This is a genomic window from Pseudomonas wuhanensis (assembly GCF_030687395.1).
Lineage (GTDB): Bacteria > Pseudomonadota > Gammaproteobacteria > Pseudomonadales > Pseudomonadaceae > Aquipseudomonas > Aquipseudomonas wuhanensis.
Window position 1 is genome coordinate 2,694,334 of record NZ_CP117430.1, and the last position, 25,974, is coordinate 2,720,307.

Below are 25,974 nucleotides of genomic sequence, written 5' to 3' on the forward strand. Positions count from 1 at the left end.
AAATGAGTTGATATAGAAATTATTTTCCAATAAAGTCGTTTCCAGGTTGCCGACTATCAACGTCCGATCACGCTCAAGCAGGCTTTGAACGAGTGAAGGACGCACCAAAAACAAGAAACAAAAGCCAGGTACCGTCGATGAAAACCTTCAACTCTGCTCTGCATGTTTTACGTTCCGCGCTGCACCTCTCTCGCGACCTGCCTCGCGTCTCGTTTCATTCCTTCTTTCGCTTGCTTTGCGTCGAACGCAACGGCGCCCTGGTTTGCTGTATTCCGGGGGCACCGATTGTCCGCTTGCCCACTCACTGAAATCGTCACGCCTTATCCATAAAACCAACAAGAATGTGGAGAAAGACTTTTCATGAAGACCAAGATCCGTTTCGCCTCACTGGCCTTGTCCCTGATGTTCGCCAGCGGCGCCGCACTCGCTGACATGAAGATTGGCGTCAGCATGTCGCAGTTCGATGACACCTGGCTGACCTACCTGCGCGAATCCATGGACACCAAAGCCAAGTCCTATCCCGATGGCGTCAAGCTGCAGTTCGAAGACGCCCGCAGCGACGTGGTCAGGCAGTTGAGCCAGGTAGAAAGCTTCATCAGTCAGAAGGTTGACGCCATTGTGGTCAACCCGGTGGATACCGCCGCCACTAAAAAAATCACTGAAGCAGCAGTCAAGGCGGGTATTCCGCTGGTGTACGTCAATCGTCGTCCCGATGACCTGAACCTGCCCAAAGGCGTGGTCACTGTCGCCTCCAACGATCTGGAGGCCGGCCAGATGCAGATGCAGTACCTGGCCGAAAAAATGGGCGGCAAGGGCGACATCGTGATTCTGTTGGGTGATTTGGCCAACAACTCCACCACCAACCGCACCAAGGGCGTAAAAGAGGTGCTGACCAAGTACCCGAACATCAAGATCGAGCAAGAGCAGTCCGGCATCTGGTCGCGGGACAAGGGCATGACCCTGGTCAACGACTGGCTGACCCAGGGCCGCAAATTCGACGCGGTGGTCTCTAACAACGACGAGATGGCGATTGGCGCGGCCATGGCCCTGCAACAGGCTGGTGTCGCCAAAGGCAGTGTGCTGATCGCCGGTGTCGACGGTACGCCCGACGGTTTGAACGCGGTGAAGAAGGGCTCTCTGCTGGTCTCGGTGTTCCAGGATGCCAAGGGTCAGGCGGACGGTTCGATCGACACGGCGGTGAAAATGGCCAGGAACGAACCGGTCGAGCCAGCCGTGTGGGTGCCGTATCGCCTGATCACGCTGCAAAACGTCGACACCTTCAAATAGTCCGTCCGTTCGATAACAACAATAAGCACGCAAGGTTGCCACGCGACCTTGCTGATGGAGTACCTGATCATGTTCGCTTCAGCGACTGCTTCGAGCACCCCGTTAATGGGTGTCCAGCCAACTGCAACACCTGTCGATGAGCCGTACCTGCTGGAGATCATCAACGTCAGCAAGGGGTTTCCCGGTGTGGTGGCCTTGTCCGACGTACAGCTGCGGGTGCGTCCCGGTTCCGTACTGGCGCTGATGGGCGAGAACGGCGCCGGCAAATCCACCCTGATGAAAATCATTGCCGGCATCTACCAGCCGGACGCCGGCGAGTTGCGCCTGCGGGGCAAACCGGTGGTCTTCGAAACACCGCTGGCTGCGCTCCAGGCCGGGATCGCAATGATCCACCAGGAACTCAACCTGATGCCGCACATGAGCATCGCCGAGAACATCTGGATCGGCCGCGAACAGCTCAACGGCCTGCACATGATCGACCATCGCGAAATGCACCGTTGCACCGCCAAGCTGCTGGAGCGTCTGCGGATCAACCTTGACCCGGAAGAGCAGGTGGGCAACCTGAGCATCGCCGAACGGCAGATGGTCGAGATCGCCAAGGCTGTGTCCTATGACTCCGACGTCCTGATCATGGACGAGCCGACCTCGGCCATCACCGATAAGGAAGTCGCGCATCTGTTCTCGATCATTGCCGACCTCAAGAGCCAGGGCAAAGGCATTATCTACATCACCCACAAAATGAACGAAGTGTTCAGCATCGCCGATGAAGTGGCGGTGTTCCGTGACGGTGCCTACATCGGCCTGCAACGGGCCGACAGCATGGACGGCGACAGCCTGATTTCAATGATGGTCGGCCGCGAGCTGAGCCAGTTGTTCCCGGTGCGCGAGAAGCCGATCGGCGATCTGTTGCTGTCGGTGCGCGATCTTAAGCTGGACGGCATTTTCAAGGATGTTTCCTTCGACCTGCATGCGGGAGAGATCCTCGGTATCGCCGGGTTGATGGGCTCGGGGCGGACCAATGTCGCCGAAGCGATTTTCGGCATCACCCCAAGTGACGGTGGCGAAATCCGCCTCGACGGGGAAGTGGTGCGCATCAGCGATCCGCACATGGCGATCGAGAAGGGCTTCGCGCTGTTGACGGAAGATCGCAAGCTCAGCGGCCTGTTCCCGTGCCTGTCGGTGCTGGAGAACATGGAAATGGCAGTCTTGCCCCATTACGTCGGCAACGGCTTCATCCAGCAGAAAGCCCTGCGGGCGTTGTGTGAAGACATGTGCAAGAAGCTGCGGGTGAAGACGCCATCGCTGGAGCAGTGCATCGATACCTTGTCCGGCGGTAATCAACAGAAGGCGTTGCTGGCGCGCTGGCTGATGACCAACCCGCGAATCCTGATTCTCGACGAACCGACCCGGGGCATCGATGTTGGCGCCAAGGCCGAGATCTATCGGCTTATCTCCTACCTCGCCAGCGAAGGCATGGCGGTGATCATGATTTCCTCGGAGCTGCCGGAAGTGTTGGGCATGAGCGACCGGGTCATGGTCATGCACGAGGGCGACCTGATGGGCACCCTTGACCGCAGCGAAGCGACCCAGGAACGGGTGATGCAACTGGCCTCGGGCATGTCCGCGGTTCACTAATGGATGCCGGCGGTGGCCATGGCTGCCGTCGATGACGCAATAGAAGGGTGAGTGGTTATGAACGCGATACTGGAAAACAAGCCTGCAGTGGCACCGGTCAAGAGTCGCCGGCGCCTTCCGACCGAGTTGAGTATCTTCCTGGTGCTGATCGGCATTGGCCTGGTCTTCGAAATGTTCGGCTGGATCGTGCGGGACCAGAGCTTCCTGATGAACTCTCAGCGTCTGGTGCTGATGATCCTGCAAGTGTCGATCATCGGCCTGCTGGCAATCGGAGTGACCCAGGTCATCATCACCACCGGTATCGACCTGTCCTCCGGTTCGGTGCTGGCGCTGTCGGCGATGATTGCCGCCAGCCTGGCCCAGACCTCGGATTTTGCCCGGGCGGTGTTTCCGTCCCTGACTGACTTGCCGGTGTGGATTCCAGTGATCGTCGGGCTTGGGGTGGGATTGCTGGCGGGGGCGATCAACGGCAGCATCATTGCGATCACCGGGATTCCGCCGTTCATTGCCACCCTCGGCATGATGGTCTCGGCCCGCGGCCTGGCGCGTTACTACACCGAAGGTCAGCCGGTGAGCATGCTCTCGGATTCCTACACGGCCATCGGACACGGCGCGATGCCGGTGATCATTTTTCTGGTGGTGGCGGTGATCTTTCACATCGCCCTGCGCTATACCAAGTACGGCAAGTACACCTACGCCATCGGCGGCAACATGCAGGCGGCGCGCACCTCCGGGATCAACGTCAAGCGGCATCTGGTGATCGTCTACAGCATCGCCGGGTTGCTTGCAGGCTTGGCCGGGGTGGTGGCGTCGGCGCGGGCCGCGACCGGGCAGGCCGGGATGGGTATGTCTTATGAGCTGGACGCAATTGCCGCGGCGGTCATCGGCGGCACCAGCCTGGCCGGTGGCGTCGGGCGGATTACCGGCACCGTGATCGGCGCGTTGATCCTCGGGGTCATGGCCAGCGGCTTTACCTTTGTCGGTGTTGATGCTTATATTCAAGACATCATCAAGGGGCTGATTATTGTGGTGGCGGTGGTCATCGACCAGTACCGGAACAAGCGCAAACTCAAGCGCTGAAGCCGGACGAAATGCGAAAATGCGCCACGCCTGACCCGCGTGGCGCAGCCATTTGTCTTCTATATACAGCCGCTGGACTGAATTTCTTGTTATAAACGCACTCCGATAAGCACCTCAAAGCCTGCCGTAGCGCACTTTCAGGACTTTGTCGGACAGATTTGCTGTCTTTTCAGTTGCTGAGGCCTCAAGTCGGCCTTAGACTGCCGCCCCTCGTAAATTGAGTGCCGGGTGGCGCTTGGAATAAACGGCGCCTTTCCAATGACCGCTTCAGGTTCAACGGATCGCTCCCTAATTCGCCTTAATGCACGTTTTTTTATAGAGATATCAATGACAAAGGACAAGTTGCTGGCCATGCCGGCGGATGACTACATGAATGCCGAGCAACATGCTTTTTTCTCCGAGCTGTTGCAGAACATGAAAGTCGAAACCCATGAGCGCATCGAACAGAATCGCATCGCCATCGAGAGCCTGGACACCCCGGCCGATCCGGCTGACGCGGCTTCCGTCGAAGAAGAGCGCACCTGGCTGGTAAACGCGATCGATCGCGACCAGCGCATGCTGCCTCAGTTGGAACAGGCCCTGGAACGCATCAAGGAAGACAGCTTCGGCTGGTGCGACGACAGCGGCGAGGCCATCGGCCTGAAACGCCTGCTGATCAGCCCGACCACCAAGTACTGCATCGAAGCTCAAGAGCGTCACGAACAGATCGACAAGCACCAGCGTCAGGCCTGATTCAGTAGCGCCCCCCATCGCGGGCAAGCCTCGCTCCCACAGGTTCAACACGGACCTTGTGGGAGCGGGCTTGCCCGCGATGCTTTTCGACGTCTGCGAAAACACCCCCCGCACTTTCTATTGATCTGCTTCAACACCCACGACTAATGGACCATAGATAATGGCTTTGTAGTGGCGTTTAATCCGATCACAACAATTAGAAGACGCGTGGGGTGACAACGATGACGAGGGACGGATCTCTGGTTGAAGCAATGCCTGCACCAGTACTTTTGCCGAAAAACCTTTGGCTGACGCCGACCCTGCAAAGCATCGCCCTGATGCTGTTGCTGTGCGGCATGGCCTTGGCTGGCTGGTCGCTTTACCTTGGCCTGCCATTGGCTGTGCTGATTATCTGGCTGCCGCGCCTGCGCTCGCGCACTCTCCCTGAGGCGACCGCTACGGACAGCACCAGCGCCATCGCCGGGTTGACTCGCGATCTCTCCTACACCACCAGTCATAACGCCTTGTCGGCCGCCGGCGTGGCCTATTCGGTCAAGCAACTGGCGGACAAACTGCAATCGCAGCTCAACGCCGCGGCGCAGATTGTCAGCAGCGCCGAAGTGATGATCACCACCGAACACGCTACATCGAAACTCAGTCGAGAAGCCTTGAACGCCGCCAGTGAAGCTCATCAAAGCAGCGCGGCAGGGCGCACGGAACTGGTCGAGTCCATTGCCCGCATGCATCAACTCAGTCAGCGCGCCAGCAGCAGCCGCGAGTTGATCGAAGCCCTGAGCCTGCGCAGCGACGATATCCAGCGGGTCACGCTGGTGATCCAGTCCATCGCCAGCCAGACCAACTTGTTGGCGCTGAACGCGGCCATTGAAGCGGCGCGGGCCGGCGAGCACGGTCGCGGCTTTGCGGTGGTGGCCGATGAGGTGCGGGGGCTGGCCGCGCGCACGGCGACCGCGACCGGTGAAGTCGGGGAGATGGTCGCCGACATTCAGCAACGCACGGCGCAAGTGGTGGAGCAGATTCGTCAACTGGCGAGCGATCTGAATACCGGTGTTGCACAAGTCGAGCACACCGGGCAGCACCTGGAAAACATCGCGCGTCTGGCCGCCGGGGTCGAAAGACAGGTCGGGGAAATCGCTCAGGGCGCGGACACCAACCGCGAACAGCTCGACAGTCTGTTCCACGCCATCGAACAGATGCGCAGCGATCTGGCGATCAGCGACCAGCAGACCCAGCGGCTCGCCCAGGCAGCGGTGCAGATGGAAGGGCAGGCCGAAACCATCAGCGAACGTTTGGCCGAAGTCGGACTGGATGACTATCACCAGCGAATTTACGACCTGGCCCGCGAAGGGGCGAGTCAGATTGCGGCACGCTTCGAAGCGGATGTCGATCAGGGCCGGATCAGCCTCGATGACCTGTTTGATCGCAATTACCAGGCGATCCCCAACACCAGCCCGGCCAAATACCAGACCCGCTTCGACCGCTACACCGATCAGGTATTGCCAGCGATTCAGGAGCCGTTGCTGCCGCGCCATGAAGGCCTGGTGTTCGCCATCGCCTGCACGCAGCAGGGTTATGTGCCGACCCACAACACCGTGTTCAGCCAGCCGCTGACCGGTGATGTGCAGGTCGATACCCTGCAAAACCGCACCAAGCGCAAATTCGCCGACCGCACCGGGATCCGCTGTGGCAGCCATCAACAGGCCGTGCTGTTGCAGACTTACACCCGCGACACCGGTGAACTGATGCACGACCTGTCGGTGCCGATCATGCTCAAGGGCCGGCATTGGGGTGGTTTGCGCTTGGGCTACAAACCGGAAAAACCTCGCTGAGCTTAGGTGAACAGCATGACCTGGAGCGAGGCGTGCCCGCGAAGGCGGTGTATCAGTCGGCATCAGTGTTGAATGACACACCGTCTTCGTGGGCAAGCCTCGCTCCACAGAGTGAATCTGGCTAGTGGATCTGGTGCATACGCAGGTTCAGGTCGTCGACCACATGCGCCCAATCGGCGTCTTCACGCAGTTGTTCCTTGAGGAAACCGGCTTGTTGCGGGGTCCAGAACTCGGCGTCGATGAGTTTCTTGTCATCGGGCAAGGGTGAATGACGGGCAATGAAATCGTCGATAGCCTTTTCGCTGGAGTCCAGACCGAGCTGGTCGAACAGGCCTTTCAAATCATGTGTGGGTGAGTCCATCTTCATCTCCTTGCAGATAATTCGTCGCGTCGAGTGCGAGATCCGAGGTGCGGCTTCGTTGCATCTGAGAGGCATCTGAGAGAGCCGCGCTTCAGGAGTTCGATAGCGATATTCAAAAGCAGGGATCAGCATAGACTGCAAATCCGGTGATCAGGCTTTCAATGCCCCATCATCGACGGCAAGCTTCAGGGCTTTCGCGGCTTCCTGGGCGGCGATGGCCGCGACATCCGCGGTCTTGAACCAGCGATCCTTTTCGACCTGGTGATACGTCACAGTGGTCAACGGCGGTTTGGCGCGCATGATAATGACTGCCTGGAATTCGCCTTCGACCTCTCTGGCTTCGCCCCGGATAAAAAATTCACCGATATCAAATTCCGTCACGTAGCAGTCTTCCCTTGGAAATAGTTGTTGTGTTGAACGCCGTCCGCCCAGAGGACGGGTTTCATTGGCCGGGCAGTATGGCAGTAGTTGCCTGCCGGCGGCTGAGTTAAGTCGCCGACATGACGAAACGTCCATGGAAGTGGATGGTCAGCTGCGTGCCTCGAGTGAACGGGCAAGGGCGCAGGCCTCGTTATGATCGCCGCGGAAACCTCTTACACGTCCGGTGGATATTTCCCTGATGTGGAAAAAGGCGTTGCCGGCCAATACCACCTGAAAACGTGGGAGCAGACGCTCTTCAGGCAGGAAATCCTGCTGGCGGAGCACCCTCGAATGCAGAGGCGACGAGCCGTTTGTGTGTCGAGTATGAGGCTGGGCGAAGTGAGTCAGTGTGCACATATGAAGTCCTTTTCGTGGTTTTACCGACGTGTGTACGTTGTTATGGGTAGTCTCGGTGAGCATGGCTGCTCTAGAATCGCCATCAATGGTTGGCGATTGATGCCCATCTAAAGCAATTTTTTACTGGCGATATGTCGGAAAAGTGCTTTTTTTAAAGAGATTTTTCCCTAAAGTTGGTAATCCGGTTTTGTCTGGCCGTCAGAAGGGCGTTTTCCTTCAACATCTGACGACCGCCAGGCAAGACGACGTGAGGGATGTTCCAGTAATCTTCTCAAACCTCGCGAGGAATGGGCCCTCTGCTCATTCCAGGATTCAACCCGGGTCATTTGGCTACACCTCGGCATTGCCGCTTTTTTCTGCTGTGCGCGTTTCCGGTGCATGGCGTCATTTTCAGATGTGGGGATGTTTCCTTGGCAGTAAGTAATCTCGATATGCATGCTTTGTTCGTACTGGGTGATTTGCGCGCAAAGCTGGTTAAACAGTTTCAGTCACGTTTCGTCTACATCACCGAGCAGAACGCTGAAGGCATTTACATTGCCGAGCTCGACACTGAATCAGCGCTGGTGGTGGATGACAAACCAGGGCTTAAACTCAAGGTCGGCGATCATTTCAGCGCCTCCGTATTGCCTAGCCGCGAAGGCGGCAAGCTGGACATCAAGTTCCGAGAAATCAAGCTGACGGTGTACGGGCTGGGGGATTACGCGTTCGTGACCACCGCAGACGGCCACGGCATTGTCTTCAAGGAAGGTCATAGCGTGGTGATGGTGTTCGCGGCCCATCAACAATTGCAGGAAGGCCTGACCAAAACCCTGAAAGCCGTGACCGCCAAGGCCGCCAAGTGGCGCAAGGGCGAACTGGTGACCTTCAAGGCCAGCGAGTAATGACCCTGACCCGCGCCGATTTCCACGAACAGAACCAGGCCAGTGCCCACGCCGAGGCGCAGCGTCTGTTGGCTCAAAAGGCCGTTCTACAGGGAACCTGGCTGAGTTGGGTGGCGTCACAGATCTACCTGTTGCGTCCGGCGGCGTACGCCAGCATGGTCAGAAGGGAGCTTGCGCGCTTGCAGGACTCTTGCGAAAAATAATCCTCGTCCCTCGAAAGCAGAAACCTCTACTACAGTCAGTTGACTGAGTCTTGAGAGGCTTGCGGTCTTCTTTGTCAGGCCATCCTGCTATTGCTGTGAACAGCACGAGGTGCAAAAGCATGAAGGGAATTCGACGGTTATTGGCCGCTACCCTGGCCACGGTCGGGTTATTGGTTTCACCCGTTCCGGTAGTCGCCGCCCAGGCGCCGATCCACTTCGCCGACCTGAACTGGGAAAGCGGCAGCCTGATCACCGAGATTCTGCGGATCATCGTCGAGCAGGGCTACGGCTTGCCGACCGACACCTTGCCGGGGACGACCATTACCCTGGAAACCGCCTTGGCCAACAATGACATTCAGGTCATTGGCGAAGAATGGGCCGGTCGCAGCCCGGTCTGGGTCAAGGCTGAGGCCGAGGGCAAAGTCGCGGCCCTGGGCGATACGGTCAGGGGTGCCACCGAGGGCTGGTGGGTGCCGGAGTATGTGATCAAGGGCGACCCGGCCAAGGGCATCAAGCCGATGGCGCCGGGCCTGCGCAGTATCAGTGATCTGCCACGCTACAAAGACATGTTCAAAGACCCGGAAACCCCGGGCAAGGGGCGTTTTCTCAACAGCCCGATCGGCTGGACGTCAGAAGTGGTCAACAAGCAGAAGCTCAAGGCGTATGGGTTGGACGACAGTTACGTGAACTTTCGCAGTGGGTCGGGGGCGGCACTGGACGCAGAGATCAGTTCGTCGATTCGTCGCGGCAAGCCGGTCCTGTTCTATTACTGGTCGCCAACGCCGTTGCTCGGCCGATTCAAGCTGATTCAGCTGCAAGAACCACCGTTCGACGCCGAAGCCTGGAAAACCCTGACCGACGCCGACCACCCCAATCCGAAACCGACTCGCTCGTTGCCCTCGAAGCTGTCCATCGGCGTGTCCACGCCATTCCAGAAACAGTACCCGCAGATTGCCGAGTTCTTCACCAAGGTCGATTTGCCGATCGAAGCGTTGAACAAGGCCCTGGCTGACATGAGCGAAAAACACACCCCGCCACGTCAAGCGGCGGAGGCGTTCATGAAGGCGCACCCGGATATGTGGCAGGCCTGGGTGCCGAAGGATGTGGCGGACAAAGTGTCTGCCGCACTGAAATAGACCCGATTTATGTACACCCGAAATTCTCGGGTAAACATAAATCCCGCTTTTAACCGTATTTGCAGCCGAACTACTGTTCGATAGCGAATGCCCTTACAAAAAACCGCAAGGAAGTTCATCCTGCTGCGACATTTCACACTGGATGTCTGAATATGAGCCTATTGGTCGCGCAATGGATTGCTGCAATCTTTCTATTCATCAGCCTGGTCCACCTGTATTGGGCGGCGGGTGGCAAGTGGGGCAGCGAGGCGGCGGTGCCGCGCGTGCCCGTGGAGGGCGGTGAGGCATCAAGGCCCGCGTTCAAACCGTCGGGCTTTGTCACGTTGTTGGTGGCGGTGGGTTTACTGTTGATCGCGATGCTGGTGTGCCTGCGGGTCGGGCTGTATCTGCCCACGGTGCATCACTGGTCGCTGCAATGGGTGATCAGCGCGATCGCGATGCTGATGTTTGCCCGGGCGATCGGCGATTCGAATTTGGTGGGGTTCTTCAAGCAGGAGAAGGGCTCGAGGTTTGCCCGGCTGGATACGTGGGCGTATTCGCCGTTGTGTGTGGTGTTGGGGGCTGGGTTGTTGGCAGTGGCCTGGATCTGAGCCGACCTGACTATTGCCATCGCGAGCAGGCTCACTCCCACATTGGATCTTCAGTGTTCACAAAACCCCTGTGGGAGCGAGCCTGCTCGCGATGAGGTCAGCCCAATCAACAAAAACTTCTGAACTTAACTCCCGGGTTCCGTCCGCCGACTACTCACCTCAGCCGGCACATCATCCCCCGCCATGCGCTTGCGAAACAGCGCCGCCCGGGCCAGCAGCAGCGTAGTCACCGGCACGGTGATCGACAACAGAACCGGAATGAGCCAGGCATGCAGCACCGGTGCCGACTTGAGCGCCGAAAAATAAATGATCGAAGCCAGTGCCACGCACCACGCGCCCAAGGTCGAGGCCAGCGCCGGCGGGTGCATGCGCTGGAAATAATCCTTCATCCGCAGCAACCCGACCGCACCGATCAGCGTAAACAGGCTGCTGAGCACCAGCAGAATCGCCACTGCAATTTCCACCCACAGAGACAGTTCAGGTCTCATTCGATCACCTCGCCACGCAACAGGAATTTGGCCAGGGCAAACGAGCCGACGAAGCCGAACAGGGCGATCAGCAGCGCCGCCTCGAAGTAGGTGTCACTGGCATAGCGAATCCCCAGCGCGAGCATCATCAGCATGGCGATGATGTACAGGTAATCCAGCGCCAGAACCCGGTCCTGAGCCGACGGGCCCTTGAACAGGCGGATCAGGGTCAGAATCATCGCCACCGAAAAGATGAACAGGCTCAGCAGAATCGCGTTCGACAGCAATGCGCTCATTCGAAGATCTCCATCAAGGGGCGCTCGTAGGTCGTCTTGAAGTGCTGGATGAATTGGCTTTCGTCATCCAGATCGAAAACGTGCAGCAACAGAATGCTGCGATCCAGCGCCAGTTCCGACCAGACCGTACCGGGGACCACCGTGCAGATCATCGACAGCGCCGCCAGGCCGTTGGCATCGCGCAAATCCAGCGGCACCTTGATGAACCGCGAGCGAGGCGCACGACGACCCGCGTTGAGCACGCCCCAGGCCACGGCGAGGTTGGACACGAGCACGTCGCGCCCGACCAGCAAGAACAAACGCAGGATCACCCCGGGACGACGAATGCGGATCGGCAGCGGCCGCAGCTTGCGCATCATCAACGGTGCGCAGAACCCCAGCATGGCGCCCAGCAGTAGATTGCCGGGGCTCATCGACAGGTTCAAAACCAGCCACAGCAGCCACAGCGCCAATGACAACCAAGGTGCAGGAAACAGACGCTTCATGGTTGCACCTCCAGCAGCGCTGTCTTGGCTTGCGGGCCTGGAATTACACGGGTTTCGAGCACCGCCATCACGTATTGCTGCGGGTTGTTCAATGCATCGGCCGCCGCTTGGGTGTAGCGCAGCAGCGGTTCAGCCTTGAACGTCAGCGCAATGCCCAGCCCCAGCAGAATGACGATCGGCACGCATTCCAGGCGCCGCAGCAAGGGCGATGGCCGCTCTTGCGGGGTCCAGAAACGCTGGATGCCCAAACGCGAGAAAGCGATCAGCGAGGCCAGTCCGGACAGGATCAACAGGGCGAGCAGCGCCCACGCGCCATTCGATATCGGTTCGTCGCTGCCATTACCCAGCCCCTGCGGATTGAGCAGGGCGCTGAGCAGACTGAGTTTGCCGATAAACCCGGAAAGCGGCGGCATGCCGATGATCAGCAAGGCGCAGGCGATGAAGCTCAAACCGAGGAAAGCCATGGTCCAGGGAATCACCTGGCCGACCACGGCTTTCTGTTCGTCATCGAGGTTGAAGCCTTTGGGCGGCTGCAAGGATTCCAGCGGCCGTGGAAGCAGCTCGCCGTCATCGTCCAGCGGCATTTCATTGGCCGAACGCGAGCGCTCGATCAACTCGGCCAGCAGGAACAGCGCGCTCAACGCCAGGGTCGAGCTGACGAGATAGAACAGCGCCGCGCCGATCAGGTTCGGCTGGGCGAAACCGATGGCCGACAATAGAATGCCTGCCGACACCAGAATGCTCAGGCTGGCCATGCGTTCCAGGCGTTGCGCGGCCAGAATCGCCACGGCGGCGCAGACGATGGTCGCCATGCCGCCGTAGATCAGCCAGTCGCCACCGAAGTACGCGGATGCCCCGGCCTGCCCGGAGAACAGCAGCGTCCACAGGCGTAGCAAGGTGTAGACGCCGACCTTGGTCATGATCGCGAACATCGCCGCCACGGGCGCGCTGGCCGCGGAATAGGCCGGCACCAGCCAGAAGTTCAGCGGCCACATCCCGGCCTTGGCCAGGAACGCCACCGCCAGAATCGCCGCGCCGGCATGCAGCAAGCCGCGATCGGCTTGCGGCACCAACGGGATTTTCAGCGCCAGGTCGGCCATGTTCAGTGTGCCGGTAACGCCGTAGATCAGCGCCGCGCCAATCAGAAACAGTGACGAGGCCAGCAGGTTGATCGAGATGTAATGCAGCCCCGACGACACCCGAGCCCGGCCTGATCCGTGCAGCATCAACCCGTAAGAGGCGGCCAGCAGCACCTCGAAGAACACGAACAGGTTGAACAGGTCTGCCGTCAGGAAGGCGCCGTACAGGCCCATCAACTGAATCTGGAACAGCGCATGGAAACTCGAACCGGCGCCGTCCCAGCGCGCCATGGCGAACAGCAGGGCGCTGACGCCGATGATCCCGGTCAGCACCAGCATCAGCGCCGACAGACGATCGACCACCAGCACAATACCGAACGGCACCTGCCAGTTGCCGGGCAGGTACACACCGATGGAACCGGGCACGCCGGTGGTTTGCGTCCATTGCAGAAGCATCACGGCAATGCCCAGCCCCAGCAGGCTGGAGAACAGATTGATTTTGGCCTTTAACGGGCGGTGTTTCTCGCCCAGCATCAGCATCACCGCGGCGGTCAGCAGCGGCAGCAGAATCGGTGCAGCGATCAGGTGCGCTATCGGATTCATTCTTTAGGCTCCCGGCCATCCACATGGTCGGTGCCGGTCAGCCCCCGGGAGGCGAGCAGCACCACCAGAAACAACGCGGTCATGGCGAAGCTGATGACGATCGCGGTCAGCACCAACGCTTGCGGCAGCGGGTCGGTGTAGTGCAGCAAATCCTGAGGCACGCCGTCCTTGATGTTCGGCTCCTTGCCGATGAACAGGCTGCCCATGCTGAAGATGAACAGGTTGACGCCGTAGGACAGCAGGCACAGGCCCATGACCACCTGGAACGTCCGTGGCCGCAGCACCAGCCACACGCCGGACGCGGCCAGCACACCGATGGCGATTGCGATGACTTCTTCCATCAGATGGCTCCTTGCGTGGCAGCCGCTTTGGCCACGGGCTTGGGTTGCGCGCTGGTTTTATGGCCGCGTACCGATTGGTGGGCGAGGGCGGTCAGGATCAACAGCGTCGAGCCGACCACCACGGCGTACACGCCAATGTCGAAGAACAGCGCGCTGGCGATGTGAATGTCGCCCAGCAACGGCAGTGTGAAATGCCAGGTGTGGGTGGTGAGGAAGGGATACCCGGCCGCCATCGCCCCGAGCCCGGTGACCGTGGCAAACAGCAGCCCGGTGCCCATCCAGCGCAGCGGTCGCAGGCTCATTTGCGCCTCGACCCACTGGGTGCCGGCGACCATGTATTGCAGGATGAACGCCACCGACATCACCAGACCGGCGACGAAACCGCCTCCCGGTTGATTGTGCCCGCGCATGAACAGGTAGACCGACACCACAAACGCAATCGGCAGCAGCAGACGCACCAGCACCGCCGGCACCATCATGAAACCGAGCGCGGTGTCGCTGGCGTGACGCGGGTTGACCAGGTCGGTGACCACGTCGGGCGCCAGCAAGCGCTGTTGGGCCGGCAGTTGCAGGCTTTCTTTCGGTGGACGGAAGCGTCGCAGCAGGGCGAACACGGCCAGGGCCACCGCCACCAGCACGGTGATTTCGCCGAGGGTGTCGAAGCCACGGAAGTCCACCAGCATCACGTTGACCACGTTGCTGCCGCCGCCTTCGGGCAGGGCGCGACTGAGGTAGAACGAGGAAATGTCGTTGGGCGTCTGGCGGGTCAGCATCGCGTAGGACAGCAGCGCCATGCCGCCACCGACCGTGATCGACAGCAGCAAGTCGCGGATGCGGCGGATGCGTGCCTTGCGCAGACTGCTCGGCAACGGCGACACCTCTTCGATCCGTCGTGGCAACCAGCGCAGACCGAGGAGGATCAGCACCGTGGTCACCACTTCCACTGCCAGTTGCGTCAGGGCCAGGTCCGGCGCCGAGAACCAGACGAAGGTCACGCAGGTCATCAGGCCGCAGACGCTGACCATGGTCAGGGCCGCGAGCCGGTGATACTTGGCTTGCCACGCCGCGCCAAGGGCACAGGCAATCGCTAGCAACCAGAGGATCACGAACACAATCGAGCCCTGGATTTTCGGCCGGTCGCCCCAGCTCAAGCTGCTGTGCAGCATCGGGATCAATCCGGCGAGTACCGCGGCGAGTACCACCAGAAACAGTTGGGTTTGCAGGCGCCGAGTGCTGATCCGCCGCTCCAGACGACGGGCCAGGCGCATCATGAGCACCAGGCTGCGCTCGAACAGGCGCTTGCCGTTGAAGTGGCTGATCACCGGCGGGTGCGTGAAGCGCCCGCGCTTGAGCTGATTGCGCAGCAGTAGATAAAGGATGATGCCGCAGGACATGGCGATCAGGCTCATGATCATCGGCGCGTTCCAGCCATGCCAGATCGCCAGGCTGTACTCGGGCAGCGTGCCGCCTACCACCGGCAATGCCGCCGCCGCGAGCAACGGGCCGACCACTTGAGCGGGGAAGATCCCCACCACCAGACAGGTGAACACCAGCAATTCCACCGGCGCGCGCATCCAGCGTGGCGGCTCGTGCGGGGTGTGCGGCAGGTCGGTGGCGGTCGGGCCGAAGAACACGTCGACGGTGAAGCGCAGGGAGTAAGCCACGCTGAACGTCCCGGCGATGGTCGCGACGATCGGCAGGGTCATCTCGATCCAGGCCGTGGCGTTGATGAACACGGTTTCGGCGAAGAACATCTCTTTCGACAGGAAACCGTTGAGCAGCGGCACGCCGGCCATGGAGGCACTGGCGACCATGGCCAGGGTGGCGGTGAACGGGATCAGTTTGATCAGGCCGCTGAGTTTGCGAATGTCCCGGGTGCCGCTTTCGTGGTCGATGATCCCGGCGGCCATGAACAGCGAGGCCTTGAAGGTGGCGTGGTTGAGAGTATGGAACACCGCGGCGACGGCGGCCAGCGGACTGTTCAGGCCCAGCAGCAAAGTGATCAGGCCCAGGTGGCTGATGGTCGAGTAGGCCAGCAGGCCCTTGAGGTCGTTCTGGAACATTGCGCAGTAAGCGCCGAGTAACAGGGTGCAGGCGCCGGCCCCGCTGACGATGTAGAACCATTCTTCACTGCCGGACAGCGACGGCCACAGGCGTGCGAGCAGGAACACCCCGGCCTTGACCATGGTCGCCGAGTGCAGATACGCCGAAACCGGTGTCGGCGCCGCCATGGCGTGAGGCAGCCAGAAGTGGAAGGGGAACTGCGCACTTTTGCTCAGCGCGCCGATGAGGATCAGGGGAAGCAGAATAGGGTAGAGGGCATGTGCGCGAATCAGATCGCCGGCGGCCAGGACCTTGTCCAGGTCATAGCTGCCGACCACATGGCCGAGCAGCATGACCCCCGCCAGCAAACACAAGCCGCCGGCACCGGTGACCATCAACGCCATGTAGGCGCCGCGTCGGGCATCGGCGCGGTGGTGCCAGTAGCCGATCAACAGGAATGAGAAGAGGCTGGTCAGCTCCCAGAAAAACACGATCTGGATCAGGTTGCCGGAGATCACCAACCCCAGCATGGCGCCCATGAACGCCAGGAAAAACGCGAAGAAACGCGGCACCGGATCGTCCGGTGACATGTAGTAGCGGGCATACAACGAAACGAGGGTGCCGATGCCCAGCACCAGCATCGAGAACAGCCAGGCGAAACCGTCCATGCGCAGAACGAAGTTCAGGCCCAGGCTCGGTAGCCAGAAGAATTCTTCGCGGATCACGCCGCCATGGGCGATTTGCGGGTACAAGAGGGCGACTTGGACGGTGCCGATCAAGGCAACCAGGCCAGCCAACAGCGATTCGGTGTTACGCGCATTGTGCGGCAGCAAGGCTGCCAGACAGCTGCCGATGAAAGGCAGAAGCAGTAGAACTATCAGAGACATAGGCTTCTAATCTGCGGAAGTTTGTGAAGCATCATACGTGCCAGCTCCTGGATCACCAAACGCCAAGCTGTCGCAGAATCCTACAAGGTAGGCGGAAAATTCCTGTTTATCATTGTTTAAGGGAGCGCGATTTCGCCTGTCCCGGCCCCATCGCGAGCAAGCCCGCTCCCACAGAGATTTTGGTTGTACGCAAATCGTGTGTCCCCCTCCAGACCTTGTGGGAGCGGGCTTGCCCGCGATGGCTGTCTATCAAGCAACGTAGAAATGGGGGCTATCCCTGTGCTTCCTGCTCCAACTCTTCTTCAGGCGAAGCGACCTTACCCTTAGTCTTCAACTCGCTGACAATCACCGCCGCCACAATCAATCCCGCGCCCACCAACGCAATCGCCGGCAACCGCTCCCCGGCAATCCGCCCGACAATCCCGGCCCACACCGGCTCCCCGGCATAGATCAGCGTCGCCCGCGTCGGCGAAACACTTTTCTGCGCCCAGTTCATTGCCACCTGAATCGCCGCACTCGCCGCGCCCAGGCCCAATGCGCTGCACAACAGCAACCAGGAGAACCCCGGAATCACTTCCTGAGTCGGCACCACCATCAAAAACGCCAGCACCGAAGTCACCGCCAGTTGCACCACCGTCACCCGGCGCACGTCGACCTGGCCGGCATAGGTACTGATCAGAATGATCTCCGCCGCAATCGCCACGGCGCTGATCAAGGTGGCGATTTCACCAGGGCTGAAATTGAACGAAGCGCCGGCAGGCCCCGACAGCAGCATCAGCCCGGTAAAGGCCAGTATGATCCCGATGCTCGGCATCAACCCCGGACGCCGCCCCAGCACCAGCCATTGCAGCAATGGCACGAACGGCACATACAGCGCGGTAATAAACGCCGACTGACTGCTGGGAATGCTTTGCAAACCCACGGTCTGCAAGCCGTAACCGAGCATGATCGCCACGCCGATAAACGCCCCGGCCTTGAGTTCGAACAGGGTCAGTTCGCGCAGATGACGCCAGGAGAACAGGGCAACGATGCTCGCTGCCGCGGCAAAACGCAGACCGACGAAAAACATCGGCCCGCTGACGGTCATTGCATGCTGCACCAGCAAAAAGGTCCCGCCCCAGACCATGGTAATCAGCACCAACACGCACTCAGCTTTGCTGAACCGTGAGAAACGGGAGGAAGCAGGGGAGGAGTTCACCGACGTCATGACCTTGCGCGCTACCTGAGGGAGACGCACAATGCGCCGGAAGTTGGGCAGTATACTGCGCAACACCACCAAGTGAGCAATATAGTGCACAAAGATTCCACCCAACGGGCTTCGGTTCTCCAGCACGTCAGCCAGAACGTCCGACGTCTGCGCCACGCCGCCGACATGAGCCAGACCGCCCTGGCTGAAAAGTCCGGGGTCAGTCGCCGGATGCTGGTGGCCATCGAGGCCGGCGAGAAAAACGTCAGCCTGACCACCCTCGACCGCGTGGCCGAAGCGCTGGACGTCGCCTTCAGCGATCTGATCCAGGCCCCGGATGCCCGCGACCCGAGTCGCATCAACGAAGTGGCTTGGGCCGGAGCGATCCCCGGCAGCAAAGCCGTTTTACTGTCAAAAGCCACCGCCACCCGTGAAGTGGAACAATGGGAATGGTGCCTGCAACCGGGTGAAATTTACCCCTCGCAACCGGACGCCGATGGCTGGAGCGAACAGCTCTACGTATTTGAAGGCTGCCTGACCCTGGTCCTGGGCGATAAGCAGCAACACATCGCCGCCGGCGAGTTCTTCATGTTCGCCAGCAACCAGCCGCATTCCTATCGCAATGACGGGGCGGTGGCGGCGCGGTTTGTGCGTAATGTGGTGATCTGACTGTTTACCGACCAACACTGGATAAGCACTTTGCTGTTTTCAAGCTGCAAGTGTTTCTCGGATAGTTCATTAACCTATTGAAATAAAAGATATTCAGTTTCAGGCACGACTCCTGCAAAAGCTCTGGGGCATTTCCCAGAATCCCGGAGTCGGCCCATGACAGCCTCTGCCCAACCCCCTCGCACTGCCCATGTGATCCACTCGGACGCCGAGGCGATTGCCGTCGCTCACAAGCTCGCCGCCCGCTTCGCTACCGAGGCCAGCGCTCGTGACCGCGAGCGACGTCTGCCGGTTGCCGAACTCGATGAGTTCTCCGCCAGTGGTTTATGGGGCATCACCATTCCCCAAGAATACGGCGGTGCCGGCGTGTCTTACGTGACAGTCGCCGAAGTGATCAAGATCATTTCCGCCGCCGATCCGTCCCTCGGCCAGATCCCGCAAAACCATCTGGGCGTACTCGACATCCTGTTGCAAACCGCCACCGAAGCGCAGAAGCGCTATTACTTCGACAAAGTCCTGCAGGGTTATCGTTTCGGCAACGCCTTCTCCGAATCCAAAAGCAAGAATGCCGGTGCTTTTGAAACCCGTATCCGTTTCGATAAAGACACCGCGCAAATCGACGGCGAGAAGTTCTACTGCACCGGCGCCTTGTTCGCGCACATCGTGCCGGCGGTGGCGGTCGATGAAGAGAACAAGGCTTTCATCGCCTTCATCGAGCGCGACAATCCCGGCCTGACGGTGATCGACAGTTGGGACGGTTTCGGCCAGCGCACCACTGCCAGCGGCGGCGTGACCCTGAACGCGGTGAGCGTGCCCTTGAGCGCGGTGATCCCGGCCCACAAGGCGTTCGACGAACCCACCGCCGACGGCCCGATCTCGCAAATCATCCAGGCTGCCGTGGATACCGGCATCGCCGTCGGCGCCCTGGAAGAAACCAAGCGCTACGCCCGTGAAGCCCGACCATGGATCGACAGCCAGCAGGATCACGGCTGGCAGGACCCGTTCAGCATCGCAGCGATCGGCGACCTCGAATGGCGGGTTCACGGCACCGACGCCATCCTCAGAAAAGCCGGCCAAGCCATCGACGCCGCGTTGCTCAAACCCAATGAGGACACGGTTGCCCGCGCCTCGGTCGTGGTCGCACAGGCCAAAGTCCTCTCTGCCGAAATCGCCTTGCTCACCAGCAGCAAACTCTTCGAACTCGCCGGCACCCGCTCGGTGCTCGGCAAGTACAACCTCGACCGTCACTGGCGCAACGCCCGGACGCACACCTTGCACGACCCGGCGCGCTGGAAATACCACTTGATCGGCAACTACCTGCTCAACGGCGTGAAGCCTGCGCGCCACGCCTGGAACTGAGGAGCGACCCATGAACGCCTTGACCCAACCGATTGTTGCCAGGCAGCCCCTGGCCAAGCCACAGCACGACCTGCACAACGCTCGCACGTTGCTCGACGCGACGTTGCGTTTCGTCCGCCGGCAGACCCAAGCCACGGCTGATCCTTACGTCATCAGCCGCTTCGGTGACTTGCACATCCGCATCGAAGTCGCCGCCGCGCTGCTCGAACGCGCCGAAGACGTTCTGAACAGCGTTGATGACGACACAGAAATCAGCGTCGCCGTCGCCGAGTCGCACCTGGCCAGCGCGGATGCTTTAAATGCCGTCAGCAATGCCGAATTCGAACTCACCGGCCAACGCACCGTGTTGCCTGGGTCGCTGGATGATCCGCTGCGCTGGAAGCTCCACCTCATTGGCAACTTCCGCCTCAACGGCATCCATCCCCCCAGCGTGCGGAGTGTCGTTTGATGGCCCGTGAAATTCGTCTCAACGCCTTTGACATGAACTGCGTCGGCCACCAGTCGCCGGGTTTGTGGGCGCATCCGCGGGATCGATCCTGGCAGTACAAGGATCTTGAGTACTGGACGGATCTGGCGAAAATCCTTGAGCGAGGCAAGTTCGACGGTTTGTTCATCGCCGATGTGCTGGGCATTTATGACGTCTACAACGGCAACGGTGACGCGGCGATTCGTCAGGCGGCGCAGGTGCCGGTCAATGATCCATTGCAACTGATCCCGCCGATGGCATTGGTCACCGAGCATCTGGGTTTTGGCCTGACCGCGTCGCTGTCCTTCGAACACCCGTATCCGTTCGCCCGACGCCTGTCGACTCTCGACCACCTGACCAAGGGCCGCGCCGGTTGGAACATCGTCACCTCGTACCTGGAAAGCGGCGCGAAGAACCTCGGCCAGAAAGCCCAGACCGAACATGACGCCCGTTACGACTTTGCCGAAGAGTACCTGGAGGTTTGCTACAAACTGTGGGAAGGCAGCTGGGAAGAGGGCGCGATTCTGCGGGATCGCGAGCGGCGGATCTTCAGCGATCCGAGCAAAATCCACGAAATCCGGCACGTCGGCAAACACTTTCAGGTGCCAGGGATTCACCTCTGTGAACCCTCGCAGCAACGCACGCCGGTGCTGTATCAGGCCGGCGCCTCGAGTCGCGGCAAGCAGTTCGCCGCCGAACATGCCGAATGCGTGTTTGTCGCCGCGCCGTCGAAAGTGCTGCTGAAGAAAACCGTGGCCGACATCCGTCGCCGGGTGGCCGAGGCGGGGCGCGATCCGTCGAAGATCCTGATCTTCAATCTGCAAACGGTGATCCTCGGCGAGACCGACGCCAAGGCCAAAGCCAAGTTCGAAGAATACAAAACCTGGGTCAGTTATGAAGGCGCCATGGCGCTGATCTCGGGCTGGACCGGCATCGATTTCAGCCAGTTCAAACCGGATGAACCGCTCAAGCACGTGCACACCAATGCCATTCAATCGGCGGTGGAGGCGTTCTCCACGGCGGACCCGAACAAGGTCTGGACACCGAACGAACTGGCCGATTGGGTCGGGATCGGCGGTTTCGGGCCGCTGTTTGTCGGCAGCCCCGAGACCGTCGCCGATTTGCTGCAGGAGTGGGTCGAGGAGACCGATGTGGATGGCTTCAACCTGGCTTATGCGTTGACCCACGAAACGTTCATCGATGCCGTGGAGTTGCTGGTGCCGGAGTTGCAGAAGCGCGGGGTGTACAAGACCGAATACGCACCTGGGACCTTGCGCGAGAAGTTGTTTGGCGAAGGGGCGCGATTGCCGGATATCCATCCGGGGGCGGGCTATCGAGACCTGGCGGCGTTGCGGCGGCAGGAGAAGGAAGTGATGTCTGCGTAGACGCCTTCGCGGGCAAGCCACGCTCCCACAGGTTTCGTATCGTCGGCGATAGTTGTGGACGACACAAAACCCTGTGGGAGCGGGCTTGCCCGCGATGGGCATAGGTATCTACACATCTCCCGATCCTGGTCTATAAAGGGACGGCATGGATATCAAATGACCGGGCTAGATGCCCGACTGACAAAACGATACGACGAGTTGGTCATGGGACACAGTAATGGACTACCGGCGCTGGCCGCCGGGATGAAAGCCTTGCCGCGAAGCGACAAGGCTTTTGCACAGACGCAAGCCCTTTGGCGATTTTTGAGCAATGACCGGGTTCGGCCCGTTGACCTGGTTAAACCGCTGCTGGCGTTAGCCCACGAGGGTTGTCGGGATGACTGTGATGATTACGCGCTGGTCATGCACGATTGGTCTCGGCTCAATTACATGCACCACCACAGCAAGGCTGATCGCCTGCAAATGACCCACCGAGGCGATATCGGGTACGAACTGCAAAGCAGCCTGCTAGTCACCGACCGTGACGGTGCACCGATCTGTACTCCCGCTCAAAATCTGGCGACCAGGGACGGCGTGCTCAGCACGCGAGCCGAAGAAGTGCTGGTCCCTGAGAAGCATCTGCATGAACTGACACAACGTATCACTTGGCTGGAACAGCAGAATTTTGCCAAGCCGCTTGTCCATATCGTGGATCGAGAGGCTGATTCGGTCGCTCACCTGAGGCAATGGCAGGCCGAGGGTCGGCAATGGCTGGTGCGAGTCAAGGCCGGTTCCACGGCCAGTCATGCAGGTCAATCGAGGGCCCTGAGTCAAATTGCTCGCGAGATGACCTACCGCAAAACTCGCAAGGTGGACTACAAAGGAAAACCGGCCATTCAATGGGTGGGAGAAACCGCCGTCGTGCTGACTCGCCAAGCCCAGCCTTTCACCAAAGACAGGGCCGACCGCAAGACGCTGCGCAAGTCTGGTGAGCCGTTGCCGGCCCGGCTCGTCGTGAGCCGAATACTGGGAGCCGATGGTCACCTGCTGGCCGAATGGTATTTGCTGAGCAACCTTGAGCAAGAGGTCGCAGATGAACGATTGGCGCTCTGGTATTACTGGCGCTGGCGTATCGAGTCCTACTTCAAACTGCTTAAAGGGGGTGGGCATCAGCTGGAAAACTGGCAGCAAGAGAGCGGTGAAGCGGTGTTCAAACGGCTGTTGATCGCCAGTCAGGCATGTGCTGTCAGTTGGCGTCTGATGCGGGCTAAGGGGGAGTTTGCTGAGCAAACACGGGATTTTTTGGTCCGTCTGTCTGGTCGACAGATGAAGCGCTCGCAGCCGGTGACGGCTTCCGCGCTGCTGGCCGGTTTATACATGCTTTTGGCCATGTGCGAGACATTGGAACAATACACGCCCCAGGAACTGGCGGGTTTTGCTAAAGAGGCCATCGGCTGGGTGGCCAGCCGAAGACTTTAGAGATGTGTAGATACCTATGCCGCGATGGGGCCAGTACATCCAACATTGATGTCGCCTGTCACACCGCCATCGCGAGCAGGCTCGCTCCCACAGGTAATCGGCGGTGTTTTAGAGATTGCGTTAATTCTTCAGCCCAGCGGACCACCGCACGCTTTTGCCCATGGATAAGAGGTAAGCCAATGAGCGTGCATGAACTCAAGCGTCCGCCCATCGCGGACACCGCCGAATGGCAGGTCAAAGCGCCTTGCACCCTGGAGCAGCTGCAGCACTGGGCGCAGGTCAGTCCGTTGCAACCGGCGCTGCGCCACAAGCGCCACGGTCAGTGGTTCGTCTGGCGCTGGATCGATGTTTTGCGCGATGTCGAGCGGTTGGCCGATGGTTTGCGTCAGCAGGGTTTTACCGAAGACTCGCGCCTGGCCTTGAGCGGTGCGTTCGAGCCAAATCTGTTGCTGCTCGCATTGGCCGCCCGGCACATCGGCGCTGAACTGCTGACGCTGCCGGACAACCTCGACCCCGATACCCTGCACAAAGCCCTATGGCGCAGCCGTCCGACCCACGCATTCGTCCAGGGGCGACAGACGCAGCAACTCTGGATCAACCAAGGCCAGGCGCTGCTGAATTTCGCCGACCTGCTCGGCCCGGTGGACCCTGCGCAACGCCTCAACCGCTGGAATCAAGACGCGCAACTATGGAGCGAAGAGGGCACCCAGTGGCAGCACGGCCTGACGGTATTGCTGGAGCTATGGCTGACCAGCGGCCAATCCCTGGCCTTCCCCGAAAGCCCTGGCAGCGCCAGCCGCGACCGTCGTGAAGTCGCACCGTCCGGGCTGTTGCTGTCGACCGAACGCCTGCACGTGCTCGCCGCAGAAATCGACAGCCGCCTCGCGCCCCACGGCACCTGGCGCCGACGCCTCTGCGACTGGGCCATCGCCCATCCGGAAAAGGCTCTGCAACGCTTGATTAAAAAACGCGTTCGCCGCCTGTTAGGCTTCCACAACCTGCATTTCATCTGGCAAGCCACTCGCATTTCCGATGCTCAACCCGAGCCGACCTGGCTCGCCGAATTCAAACGGGACATCGCATGAGCTCAACCGATTCCATTCTGCAAGTCAGCGGTATTTCCCTGTCCTTCAAAGGCGTGAAGGCGATCAATGAACTGTCGTTCGACGTGCGCCGGGGCGAGATCTGCGCGCTGATCGGCCCCAACGGCGCGGGCAAGAGTTCGCTGCTCAACGTACTGAACGGCGTGTACCGCTTCGATGCCGGTTCGATTGTGTTCGAGCAACAGCCGTTCAAGCGTATCGACCCATTGAGCGCCGCACGCCGAGGCATCGGTCGCACGTTCCAGAACAACGCGCTGTTCAAGAAAATGAGCGTGATCGACAACATCCTCACCGGCCTGTCACGGCACCTGCGCAGCCGTTTTATTGAGCAGGCGCTGAACCTGCCAAGAGCCCGGCGTGAGGCTGAAGGCTTCCGTCGGCAGGCCCAGGGCATTCTCGAATTTCTCGAACTGCAAGCCCACCGCGACGTGCCGGTGGGCAAGCTGTCCTACGGCCTGCAAAAACGTGTGGAGCTGGGCCGTGCCTTGATTGCCGGCCCCGGCCTGTTGCTGCTCGATGAGCCGATGGCCGGAATGAACGCCGAAGAGAAGCAGGAAATGGCCCGCTTCATCGCCGACATCAACGGCGACCTCGGCACCACGGTGGTATTGATCGAGCACGACATGAGCGTGGTCATGGGCCTGTCCGACCATGTGGTGGTGCTCGATTACGGGCGCAAGGTCGGTGACGGCACGCCGGCCGAGGTGCAGGCCAATCCTGACGTCATCGCGGCGTATCTGGGCGTGGTGCACTGATGACATTCTTCTTCGAAACCCTGCTCGGCGGCTTGCTCGCCGGAACCATGTACTCGCTGGTCGCGATCGGCTTCGTGCTGATCTACAAGGCCAGCGGCGTGTTCAATTTCGCTCAGGGCGCGATGCTGCTGTTCGCCGCGCTGACCTTTGTCAGCCTGCACGATCAAGGCGTGCCGTTTGCCTTGGCGCTGTTGCTGACCGTTGTGGTGATGATCATCGGCGCATTGCTGATCGAGCGGCTGGTGTTGCGACCACTGGTCAATCGCTCGCAGATCACCCTGTTTATGGCCACCCTCGGGTTGTCGTTCATCATCGAAGGCCTGGCTCAGGGCTTGATGGGTTCGCAAGTGCGGGCGCTGGATCTGGGCATCGATGACGTGCCGCTGTTCATCGGCGGGATGATGGTCAGCCAGTTCGACCTGATTGCCGCAGCGACCGCCATCGTGCTGGTGACGGTGCTGGCGCTGCTGTTCAACAAAACCCGCATTGGCGTGTCATTGCGCGCAGTGGCGGATGACACCACCGCCGCGCTGTCGATCGGCATCAACCTCAACCGCATCTGGCAGATCGTCTGGGCGGTGGCCGGTATTGTCGGGCTGGTGGCGGGGTTGTTGTGGGGCGCGCGCCAAGGTGTGCAGTTCTCGCTGTCGCTGGTGGTGCTCAAGGCCTTGCCGGTGTTGATCATCGGCGGCTTCACCTCAATTGGCGGGGCGATTGTCGGCGGGTTGATCGTCGGTGCGGCGGAGAACCTCGCCGAGGTGTACATCGGCCCGCTGATCGGCGGTGGCATTACCCCGTGGTTCGCTTACGTCCTGGCTTTGGCCTTCCTGTACATCCGTCCCGCCGGCCTGTTCGGCGAGCGCGCCATCGAGCGAGTCTGAACC

General features: G+C 60.2%; 27 protein-coding genes. 17 read left to right on the forward strand and 10 right to left on the reverse strand.

All coding sequences use genetic code 11. The features are described 5' to 3' along the window. Window positions 1-360: 360 nt before the first annotated feature. The 5 genes from PSH88_RS12540 to PSH88_RS12560 all read left to right on the forward strand — a co-directional run bounded on the left by PSH88_RS12540 (window position 361) and on the right by PSH88_RS12560 (window position 6,560). A complete protein-coding gene (locus tag PSH88_RS12540) occupies window positions 361-1,287 on the forward strand; it encodes a sugar ABC transporter substrate-binding protein (protein ID WP_305426473.1) in 927 nt (308 codons plus the stop codon). A 69-nt stretch (window positions 1,288-1,356) separates the two neighbouring features. Beyond that, window positions 1,357-2,922 carry a sugar ABC transporter ATP-binding protein gene (locus PSH88_RS12545; RefSeq protein ID WP_123494373.1) on the forward strand — a complete coding sequence of 522 codons (1,566 nt, stop codon included), beginning with the start codon at window positions 1,357-1,359 and terminating at the stop codon, window positions 2,920-2,922. Between the two features lie 57 nt (window positions 2,923-2,979). Next, window positions 2,980-4,002 carry an ABC transporter permease gene (locus PSH88_RS12550; protein ID WP_095055795.1) on the forward strand — a complete coding sequence of 341 codons (1,023 nt, stop codon included), beginning with the start codon at window positions 2,980-2,982 and terminating at the stop codon, window positions 4,000-4,002. A gap of 327 nt (window positions 4,003-4,329) precedes the next feature. Next, the gene (locus tag PSH88_RS12555) at window positions 4,330-4,734 is read left to right on the forward strand and encodes a TraR/DksA family transcriptional regulator (protein ID WP_007907888.1); all 405 of its coding nucleotides are present in this window, start codon (window positions 4,330-4,332) and stop codon (window positions 4,732-4,734) included. 602 nt (window positions 4,735-5,336) lie between these two features. Then, a complete protein-coding gene (locus tag PSH88_RS12560) occupies window positions 5,337-6,560 on the forward strand; it encodes a methyl-accepting chemotaxis protein (RefSeq protein ID WP_370694697.1) in 1,224 nt (407 codons plus the stop codon). Between the two features lie 121 nt (window positions 6,561-6,681). On the opposite strand, the gene PSH88_RS12565 is transcribed toward PSH88_RS12560, so the two are convergent. The 3 genes from PSH88_RS12565 to PSH88_RS12575 all read right to left on the reverse strand — a co-directional run bounded on the left by PSH88_RS12565 (window position 6,682) and on the right by PSH88_RS12575 (window position 7,698). After that, a complete protein-coding gene (locus PSH88_RS12565) occupies window positions 6,682-6,921 on the reverse strand; it encodes a DUF2789 domain-containing protein (protein ID WP_237881734.1) in 240 nt (79 codons plus the stop codon). A gap of 150 nt (window positions 6,922-7,071) precedes the next feature. Then, entirely contained in the window at window positions 7,072-7,302 is a 231-nt protein-coding gene (locus PSH88_RS12570) for a hypothetical protein (protein ID WP_305426475.1), read from the reverse strand. Window positions 7,303-7,449: 147 nt separating this feature from the next. Continuing rightward, window positions 7,450-7,698 carry a hypothetical protein gene (locus PSH88_RS12575; RefSeq protein WP_305426981.1) on the reverse strand — a complete coding sequence of 83 codons (249 nt, stop codon included), beginning with the start codon at window positions 7,696-7,698 and terminating at the stop codon, window positions 7,450-7,452. Window positions 7,699-8,108: 410 nt separating this feature from the next. Here PSH88_RS12575 and PSH88_RS12580 point away from each other — a divergent pair, with 410 nt between their 5' ends. The 4 genes from PSH88_RS12580 (at window position 8,109) to PSH88_RS12595 (ending at window position 10,508) form a co-directional block, all read left to right on the forward strand. Beyond that, window positions 8,109-8,579 carry a hypothetical protein gene (locus tag PSH88_RS12580; RefSeq protein WP_007907879.1) on the forward strand — a complete coding sequence of 157 codons (471 nt, stop codon included), beginning with the start codon at window positions 8,109-8,111 and terminating at the stop codon, window positions 8,577-8,579. After that, window positions 8,579-8,782: a hypothetical protein gene (locus tag PSH88_RS12585; RefSeq protein ID WP_305426476.1), complete on the forward strand. Its 204-nt coding sequence runs from the start codon at window positions 8,579-8,581 to the stop codon at window positions 8,780-8,782. The genes PSH88_RS12580 and PSH88_RS12585 overlap by 1 nt, the downstream gene beginning before the upstream one ends. A gap of 119 nt (window positions 8,783-8,901) precedes the next feature. After that, window positions 8,902-9,918 carry an ABC transporter substrate-binding protein gene (locus PSH88_RS12590; RefSeq protein WP_305426477.1) on the forward strand — a complete coding sequence of 339 codons (1,017 nt, stop codon included), beginning with the start codon at window positions 8,902-8,904 and terminating at the stop codon, window positions 9,916-9,918. A 152-nt stretch (window positions 9,919-10,070) separates the two neighbouring features. Beyond that, complete coding sequence (locus PSH88_RS12595) at window positions 10,071-10,508, forward strand: DUF3995 domain-containing protein (RefSeq protein ID WP_305426478.1); 438 nt, start codon at window positions 10,071-10,073, stop codon at window positions 10,506-10,508. A gap of 125 nt (window positions 10,509-10,633) precedes the next feature. Here the strand turns inward: PSH88_RS12595 and PSH88_RS12600 are convergent, their stop codons facing one another. From PSH88_RS12600 to PSH88_RS12630, 7 genes are all read right to left on the reverse strand, one after another. Continuing rightward, window positions 10,634-10,996 (reverse strand): Na+/H+ antiporter subunit G, encoded by a 363-nt coding sequence (locus PSH88_RS12600; RefSeq protein WP_052966880.1) that lies wholly within the window; start codon window positions 10,994-10,996, stop codon window positions 10,634-10,636. Continuing rightward, window positions 10,993-11,271 (reverse strand): K+/H+ antiporter subunit F, encoded by a 279-nt coding sequence (locus PSH88_RS12605; RefSeq protein WP_052966881.1) that lies wholly within the window; start codon window positions 11,269-11,271, stop codon window positions 10,993-10,995. Before PSH88_RS12605 ends, PSH88_RS12600 begins: the two co-directional genes overlap by 4 nt. Next, window positions 11,268-11,756: a Na+/H+ antiporter subunit E gene (locus PSH88_RS12610; RefSeq protein ID WP_258615581.1), complete on the reverse strand. Its 489-nt coding sequence runs from the start codon at window positions 11,754-11,756 to the stop codon at window positions 11,268-11,270. Before PSH88_RS12610 ends, PSH88_RS12605 begins: the two co-directional genes overlap by 4 nt. Continuing rightward, the gene (locus PSH88_RS12615; RefSeq protein WP_305426479.1) at window positions 11,753-13,438 is read right to left on the reverse strand and encodes a monovalent cation/H+ antiporter subunit D; all 1,686 of its coding nucleotides are present in this window, start codon (window positions 13,436-13,438) and stop codon (window positions 11,753-11,755) included. Before PSH88_RS12615 ends, PSH88_RS12610 begins: the two co-directional genes overlap by 4 nt. After that, the gene (locus tag PSH88_RS12620; protein ID WP_008029186.1) at window positions 13,435-13,779 is read right to left on the reverse strand and encodes a Na+/H+ antiporter subunit C; all 345 of its coding nucleotides are present in this window, start codon (window positions 13,777-13,779) and stop codon (window positions 13,435-13,437) included. Before PSH88_RS12620 ends, PSH88_RS12615 begins: the two co-directional genes overlap by 4 nt. After that, the gene (locus PSH88_RS12625) at window positions 13,779-16,709 is read right to left on the reverse strand and encodes a monovalent cation/H+ antiporter subunit A (protein WP_305483539.1); all 2,931 of its coding nucleotides are present in this window, start codon (window positions 16,707-16,709) and stop codon (window positions 13,779-13,781) included. Before PSH88_RS12625 ends, PSH88_RS12620 begins: the two co-directional genes overlap by 1 nt. Before the next feature lie 271 nt (window positions 16,710-16,980). Continuing rightward, window positions 16,981-18,006 carry a DMT family transporter gene (locus tag PSH88_RS12630; protein ID WP_305483541.1) on the reverse strand — a complete coding sequence of 342 codons (1,026 nt, stop codon included), beginning with the start codon at window positions 18,004-18,006 and terminating at the stop codon, window positions 16,981-16,983. On the opposite strand from PSH88_RS12630, the gene PSH88_RS12635 reads away from it, so the two are divergent. The 8 genes from PSH88_RS12635 (at window position 18,001) to PSH88_RS12670 (ending at window position 25,971) form a co-directional block, all read left to right on the forward strand. Continuing rightward, on the forward strand, window positions 18,001-18,564 hold the full coding sequence (locus PSH88_RS12635) for a helix-turn-helix domain-containing protein (RefSeq protein ID WP_305426480.1): 564 nt from the start codon (window positions 18,001-18,003) through the stop codon (window positions 18,562-18,564). The genes PSH88_RS12630 and PSH88_RS12635 overlap by 6 nt on opposite strands. Before the next feature lie 156 nt (window positions 18,565-18,720). Then, complete coding sequence (locus tag PSH88_RS12640; RefSeq protein ID WP_305426481.1) at window positions 18,721-19,923, forward strand: SfnB family sulfur acquisition oxidoreductase; 1,203 nt, start codon at window positions 18,721-18,723, stop codon at window positions 19,921-19,923. A gap of 10 nt (window positions 19,924-19,933) precedes the next feature. After that, window positions 19,934-20,371, forward strand: a complete 438-nt coding sequence (locus PSH88_RS12645; RefSeq protein WP_305426482.1) for an acyl-CoA dehydrogenase — start codon at window positions 19,934-19,936, stop codon at window positions 20,369-20,371. Further along, window positions 20,371-21,774: an LLM class flavin-dependent oxidoreductase gene (locus PSH88_RS12650; RefSeq protein WP_305426483.1), complete on the forward strand. Its 1,404-nt coding sequence runs from the start codon at window positions 20,371-20,373 to the stop codon at window positions 21,772-21,774. The genes PSH88_RS12645 and PSH88_RS12650 overlap by 1 nt, the downstream gene beginning before the upstream one ends. A 156-nt stretch (window positions 21,775-21,930) precedes the next feature. Then, window positions 21,931-23,232, forward strand: a complete 1,302-nt coding sequence (locus PSH88_RS12655) for a transposase (RefSeq protein WP_305483451.1) — start codon at window positions 21,931-21,933, stop codon at window positions 23,230-23,232. Window positions 23,233-23,411: 179 nt separating this feature from the next. Beyond that, window positions 23,412-24,317: an AMP-binding protein gene (locus PSH88_RS12660; RefSeq protein ID WP_305426485.1), complete on the forward strand. Its 906-nt coding sequence runs from the start codon at window positions 23,412-23,414 to the stop codon at window positions 24,315-24,317. After that, window positions 24,314-25,090 carry an ABC transporter ATP-binding protein gene (locus tag PSH88_RS12665; RefSeq protein WP_305426486.1) on the forward strand — a complete coding sequence of 259 codons (777 nt, stop codon included), beginning with the start codon at window positions 24,314-24,316 and terminating at the stop codon, window positions 25,088-25,090. Before PSH88_RS12660 ends, PSH88_RS12665 begins: the two co-directional genes overlap by 4 nt. Next, entirely contained in the window at window positions 25,090-25,971 is an 882-nt protein-coding gene (locus tag PSH88_RS12670) for a branched-chain amino acid ABC transporter permease (protein WP_201060763.1), read from the forward strand. The genes PSH88_RS12665 and PSH88_RS12670 overlap by 1 nt, the downstream gene beginning before the upstream one ends. The last annotated feature ends 3 nt before the right edge of the window (window positions 25,972-25,974 follow it).